General features: G+C 67.7%; 5 protein-coding genes. 1 reads left to right on the top strand and 4 read right to left on the bottom strand.

The window, feature by feature from the left end:
- Window positions 1-58 precede the first annotated feature (58 nt).
- The 4 genes from ABE472_RS18710 to ABE472_RS18695 all read right to left on the bottom strand — a co-directional run bounded on the left by ABE472_RS18710 (window position 59) and on the right by ABE472_RS18695 (window position 3,565).
- On the bottom strand, window positions 59-937 hold the full coding sequence (locus ABE472_RS18710) for an EamA family transporter (protein ID WP_346466778.1): 879 nt from the start codon (window positions 935-937) through the stop codon (window positions 59-61).
- 114 nt (window positions 938-1,051) lie between these two features.
- A complete protein-coding gene (locus tag ABE472_RS18705) occupies window positions 1,052-2,140 on the bottom strand; it encodes an alpha/beta hydrolase (RefSeq protein WP_346466777.1) in 1,089 nt (362 codons plus the stop codon).
- A complete protein-coding gene (locus tag ABE472_RS18700; RefSeq protein WP_313212696.1) occupies window positions 2,131-2,982 on the bottom strand; it encodes an AraC family transcriptional regulator in 852 nt (283 codons plus the stop codon). Before ABE472_RS18700 ends, ABE472_RS18705 begins: the two co-directional genes overlap by 10 nt.
- A gap of 103 nt (window positions 2,983-3,085) precedes the next feature.
- Window positions 3,086-3,565, bottom strand: coding sequence for a VOC family protein (locus tag ABE472_RS18695; protein WP_070471854.1), 480 nt, complete (start codon window positions 3,563-3,565; stop codon window positions 3,086-3,088).
- Between the two features lie 428 nt (window positions 3,566-3,993).
- Between ABE472_RS18695 and fhuE the strand changes: the two genes are divergently transcribed.
- Window positions 3,994-6,159, top strand: coding sequence for a ferric-rhodotorulic acid/ferric-coprogen receptor FhuE (gene fhuE / locus ABE472_RS18690; protein WP_346466776.1), 2,166 nt, complete (start codon window positions 3,994-3,996; stop codon window positions 6,157-6,159).
- Window positions 6,160-6,310 lie beyond the last annotated feature (151 nt).

The following is a 6,310-nucleotide window of genomic DNA, read 5'->3' as shown; positions in this document are numbered from 1 at the left end:
ATCTCACGGTAATCGCGGAGCCGGCCAGCGGCCGGCACTACCGGTTACGGCATCACGATCACCCCGGCGCGCCCGGCACCACGGGCACCGCTCGCTTCGCGGTCAACGTACTGCCCACCGAGGCCACCACCGTGCAGCCGATCGCTGCCCACTGCAGCGTGGTCAGGTGCTCGGCGAGCAACCCCATCGCCAGCAGCGCGGCGACCGCCGGCTCCATGCTGATCAGGATGCCGAAGGTCTCCTTCGGCAATCGCTTGAGCGCCATCATCTCCAGCGACATCGGGATCGCGCTGGAGACGATCGCCACGCCCAGCCCGAACAGCAGGATCTTCGGATCCAGCAGTGCCATGCCCGCGTGCGCCACGCCGACCGGCACCACCACCAGCGCCGCCGCGCACAGCCCCAGCGAGACGGTGTGCCCGGCCGGCAGATGGCCGGCACGCTTGCCGAAGATGATGTACATCGCCCAGCACACCGCCGCGCCCAGGGCGAACATCACCCCGGCCGGATCCAGTGGCTCGCCATGGCCCAGCGGCAGCAGCAGCAACAGCCCGACCAGCGCGCAGCCGACCCAGATGAAATCGACCGGCCGCCGCGAGGACCACATCGCCACCGCCAGCGGCCCGCAGAATTCGATCGCCACCGCGATGCCGAACGGGATCGTGCGCAGCGCCATGTAGAACAGCAGGTTCATCACCCCCAACGTGATGCCATAGCGGAAGATCGCCCCCGCATCCGCGCGCGAGGTGGTCCAGCGCCACGGCCGGAACACCATCAGCAGCACCAGCGCCGAGAAACCCACGCGCAGTGCGCTGGTGCCCTGCGCACCGATCAGCGGGAACAGCTGTTTGGCATACGAGGTGCCGACGGCCAGCGAGGTGACCGAGCCCAGCACGGCCAGGGCGGGAAAGAACGTAGAGAGGCGGGAGGTCGACATGCGCACAGGATATTGCGGATCGCCTGCCGACGCCGCCTTGCTGCTGGCCCTGACGGCGGCCTCGATGTGCCGCGCTCGGAAGGCGTGAACGTTGCCCGGGCGGAGCTACCTGCGTCAGCGCGTGGCCGACAGCGCAGCATCGAACAATGCCGTCGCTTCCGTGATCGCGGCCCCGTGTGTGGCCTGCTTGTCGGCCGCCACCTGGCAGAGTGCGCCGACGCGCGTCTGGCCCAAAGCGGTGCAGCTGGACAGGAAGTCGTAGTGTCCCACCGCCGGCAAGGTGGTCAGCGTCGCCTTCGGAAGTGCCGAGGCAGCCACGTCGCTGTTGGTGGCCGGCGAGGCCACGGTGTCGGCTGCACCGACGATGATCGAGACCGGCGGCGTGACCTTCTCCAGTTCCTCCGGGGCGAAGGCCTGCACCATGGCCGGCGCAATCAGGAACACGGCGTCCACGCCTGGGATGGCGCGATCCTCACCGGCCTTGGCCACCCATGGGGCCAGTTCCGGTGTGTCTGCAGCCGCCATCCGGCGGGCAAGCGTCAGCGCCGGGTTCTCCGCCTGCGGGGCGCATACCCCATCGGCGGGATATGCGCGGCAGAACGCCAGCAGCCGCTTCACGTCCGGGCGTGCGCCCGCGGCGACCAGGGCAGTGAACCCGCCGGCCGAATAGCCCGCGATGCCCAACCGGGTGGTATCGATCTCCGCTGCCAGCACCTTATCGGCCTGCACGGCAGCCAGCGCGGCAGCCAGGTCATCCACGCGGTTCCACATCAGGATGCTGCCGGCCTCGGTCATCGGGTCCACCCCGTTGTTGCCGGGATGATCCACTGCGATCACCACGTATCCGGCCCGCGCCATCGCGGTGCCGAACCAGCCCATCATCCGGGCACTGCCACCGTTGCCGTGCGAGAGCAGCAGGACCGGCCAGCGTCCTTTGGCGATGGCGGCATCGGCGGCCGCCGTACCGACCTCGAACAAGGGCGCCCCCGGCGGGCCGATCGTCAGCGCGGTTTCCTGCGCATCGGGCTGGGCCGGATACCACACGGTGTAGCGCACGTTGTCGCGGTGGTCGGCATCGCGCACGGCCGCACTGGGCGTATGTGCAACGCCGTGCCGCTCGCCAACGGGCGGCACGGCCCCAGCGGCAAACAGGGGCAGGCACAGCGCCAGCAGCGCGGCACAACAACGGGCGGTCATTCGCATGGGTCAATCTCCTTGAGGTGCAACGTGTCGGCCAGCGGCAGCCAGATCTCCACCCCGCCGTGGCCGCTGCGGTCATCGAAGCGCGCGTCGTAGCGCTCCAGGTCCGGTGCGTCGGCCAGGGTCAGGCCGGACGCCGGCAGATAGTCATTCAACAGCCAGAACCAGGTGGAGCGGATCGCGGAAATGTGCCCGGCATGCCAGGCCACCAGATACTCGCGGGGCGCGATCGAGATCGCCTGCCAGCCGGCGGGCACGGGCGCGGAGGCAGGGATCTCCACGCCGGCGATGTAGTCAAAGCCGCCGTCAGCGTCATTGTTGCCGCACACGCCGTAGGCGATCTGCGCGCCCAACCCATGCGCCTCGTCCAGGCGCTGCCATTGCGAAGGAATCGATGCGACGGTCGCGGCGGTATGGCGTGCACCGATGCCGGCCACGCGCAGGGCACCGCGATGCGCGCGATGGGGTTCGATCGTGCAGGGTGTCGAGGGATCGATCAGCTTCAATGCCTCGACCAACACCATGCCGGCCAGCCCCTGCTCGCGCACCTGCTCGGGCGAACGTCCGAACTGCTCGGAAAATGCGCGGGTAAAGGCCGCGTGTGAGGCGTAGCCGGCAGCAATGGCCACCTCGAGAATGCCATCGGCCCCGGCCGCCAGCTGGTGCGCGGCGTGGGTCAGCCGGCGGCCTCGCAGATAGCGCACCACCGAGGTGCCGGTGCTGAGCTGGAACAGCCGCGAGAGATGGAACGGCGACAGCCCCACCACGCCGGCGATATCGGCCAGCGACGGGTTTTCAGCGAAGTGGCTTTCGATGTACCACAGGGCCCTGCGTGCCGCACCCATACCGCCAGATCCATGCCGATGAACGGGACCGCAGCGTAACCCAGCGCGCGCCGCGCCATTTGATCGTTCTTGCTGTCCGCTGCAACACGCCGCGCCTGTTGTCTCAGCCCCTCACCGCCGCTTCGATGGCCGCCACGTCGATCCTGCGCATGGTCATCATCGCCTCGAACGCGCGCCGGGCCACGGCGGGGTCCTTGCTGGTCACCGCGTCGGTCAATACCCGCGGGGTGATCTGCCAGGACAGGCCCCACTTGTCGCGGCACCAGCCGCAGGCGCTTTCCTCGCCGCCGTTGCCGACGATCGCGTTCCAGAGCCGGTCGGTCTCGGCCTGGTCATCGGTCGCGATCTGGAAGGAGAAGGCTTCGCTGTGCTTGAACGCCGGTCCGCCGTTGAGCCCGAGGCAGGGAATGCCGGCGACGGTGAAATCGACGGTGAGTACGTCCCCCTGCTTGCCGGAGGGGAAGTCGCCCGGTGCGTGATGCACCGCGTGCACCGCGCTGTCCGGGAAGGTGGCGGCGTAGAAGGTGGCGGCGTCCAGCGCGGTACCGTCGAACCAGAGGCAGATCGTATTCTTGCTGACCATGGGCATCTCCTGCAGCGGAGGAAGGCGGCCTGGCCTGCGCGGGGCCGCCGAATCGCGCGGAGGCTCAGGCTGTCCACCCAGCGCAGGCTCAGGGTAGCGACGGGGCTGTTAACCCAGCGCGCGGGTAGCTGCGGCGACGCACGAGGCGCGCCTGCGCCCGCGGGGGCTCGGCAGCGGGAAGTATGAATACGAGAGCGCCTGGAGTCGCCGGCCTTGCGCATAGGTGCCGATGTCCGATGCGGTTGATGATGCGAATCATTGCTATTACCATAGTGTGATCCGGGTCGCGCAAGGGATGCGTACCCGTGAACAGTTATCGAGCCCGCGCCGGGTCACCGCCCCCGCCAGCCGCTTCCTGCCCCCACCCGCTCCGCCGCAGGCCACCCAGGACGCCGGCCTTGCCCGTTGCCGCCTTTCTGGAAACGCCGATGACCCGCTCCGCCCACGTGCTGTCCCGCCCGTCGATGCACCGTCGCCCGCTGCCGCAGGCCTTGATGGTGGCGCTGTGCGCCCTCGCCGTTACGCCTGCGTTCGCGCAGGATGCGACCCCTGACGCCACCACCCTGGACAAGATCGTGGTCAAGGGCGAGCGCGCCGAAGGCTATTCGGTCCGCCGGACCTCGGCCGGCACCCGCTTCGATCTGGCCCCGCGCGAGATCCCGCAGTCGGTCAGCATCATCAGCCACCAGCGCATCGAAGATCAGAACCTCGATGACATCATCGACGTGCTGGCCAACACCACCGGTGTGAGCAGCACCCAGTCCGATACCGAGCGCACCGAGTTCTATGCGCGCGGTTTCTACATCGACAGCTACCAGTTCGACGGCCTGCCGACCCAGATGGTGCAGAACTGGAGCTACGGCGATTCCGGCCTGGACCTGGCCCTGTATGACCGCGTGGAAGTGGTCCGTGGCGCCACCGGCCTGCTGAGCGGCGCCGGCAACCCGTCTGCCTCGGTGAACCTGATCCGCAAGCACGCCGACAGCGCCGAACTGACCGGCAACGTGTCGGTCAATGTCGGCAGCTGGGGCCGCACCCGCAGCACGGTGGATGTGACCACCCCGCTGAACGCCAGCGGCTCGGTGCGCGCGCGCGTGATCGGAAGCTACCTGGATACCGAATCGCAGATGGACCGCTACGATCAGCACAAGACGCTGGGCTATGCGGTGATCGATGCCGACCTGACCCCGGACACCCAGCTGAGCGTGGGCTACGACTACCAGCAGAAGCGCGCGAACGGCGCGACCTGGGGTGGCTTCCCGATGCTGTTCTCCGATGGCAGCCCGACCCCGTTCGATGCGTCCTTCAGCGCCAACCCGCGCTGGACCTACTGGGATACCACCAGCAAGCGCCTGTTCGCCACGCTGGAGCATGCGTTCGCCAACGACTGGAAGGTCAAGCTCGGCGCAACGCACGACACGACCAAAGCCGATGACAAGTTGTTCTACCCGGCCTACAACGACTGGACCAGCGGTGCATCGCTGCTGGACAAGACCACCGGTGCCGGCGTTACGCCCTCGGCAGGGTTCTACAACACCGAGCGCAAGGTCAATGCGGTGGACGGCTTCGTGGAAGGTCCGTTCCAGCTGTTCGGTCGCGAGCACCAGTTCATGGCCGGCCTGAGCTACAACAAGCGCGAGTTCGCCAACTACGGCGACTACCAGATGGGCTGGGCGCCGCTGGACAACTATCTGGCCGGTGTGGCGGATTTCCCCGAACCGAACTGGGTCGGCACCCTGCCGCTGCAGAGCGAAGGCACCATCACCCAGAAAGCCGGCTACGTCGCCACCCGCCTGTCGCTGGCCGATCCGCTCAAGCTCATCCTGGGCGCGCGCTACACCGACTGGAAGAGCGAAGGTGAAGGCGATGACCGTTCGCACAAGGTCACCACTCCGTACGCCGGCCTGGTGTTCGACATCAACGACACCTACTCCACCTACGCCAGCTATACCGAGATCTTCCAGCCGCAGACGGCGCGCGACCGCAGCGGCAGCTACCTCGATCCGGTGGACGGCAAGAGCTACGAAATCGGCGTCAAGGGCGCCTGGTTCGACAATCGCCTGAACGCCTTCGTCGCTGCGTTCCGCATCGAGCAGGACAACGTCGCACAGGTCACCAGCGAGCTGATCCCCAGCCGCCCGGGTGAGTTCGCCTACATCGCCGCGCGCGGCACGGTGAGCCGCGGTTTCGAGTTCGAGCTCAACGGCGAACTGGCCCCGGGCTGGAACGCGACCCTCGGTGCCTCGCGCTACGTGGCCAAGGACATCAACGATGCGGACATCAACACCAACCTGCCGCAGACCACCATCAAGCTGTTCACCAGCTACACCCCGCAGTCGCTGAGCGCGCTGACGGTCGGTGGCGGGGCCAACTGGCAGAACGGCATCTACTATCCGGTGCCGGCCTATGGCCGTATCGAGCAGGGTGGCTATGCGCTGGTCAGCGCGTTCGTGCGCTACCGCATCTCGCCGGCGTTCAGCGTGCAGGCCAACCTCAACAACCTGCTGGACAAGACGTACTTCTCGCAGATCAACGGGTACGGCGCGTACGGTGATGGCCGCAATGGTGGCCTGACGTTCACCTGGTCGTTCTGATCGGTCATTGATCGCAGCCGTCACCAAGGAGAGCCGGGCATTGCCCGGCTCTCTGCGTTTGGGGACCCGGCAGATGGGTCGAGAGCCGGCCAGCGGCCGGCACTACCATCAAGGCCGTGCGCGCAGCACCAGCGCCGGGCCCCGGTAGTGC

This window comes from Stenotrophomonas sp. TWI809 (genome assembly GCF_039673205.1).
In the GTDB taxonomy this organism is placed as follows: domain Bacteria; phylum Pseudomonadota; class Gammaproteobacteria; order Xanthomonadales; family Xanthomonadaceae; genus Stenotrophomonas.
This window is presented reverse-complemented; position numbering and strand designations above follow the sequence as displayed.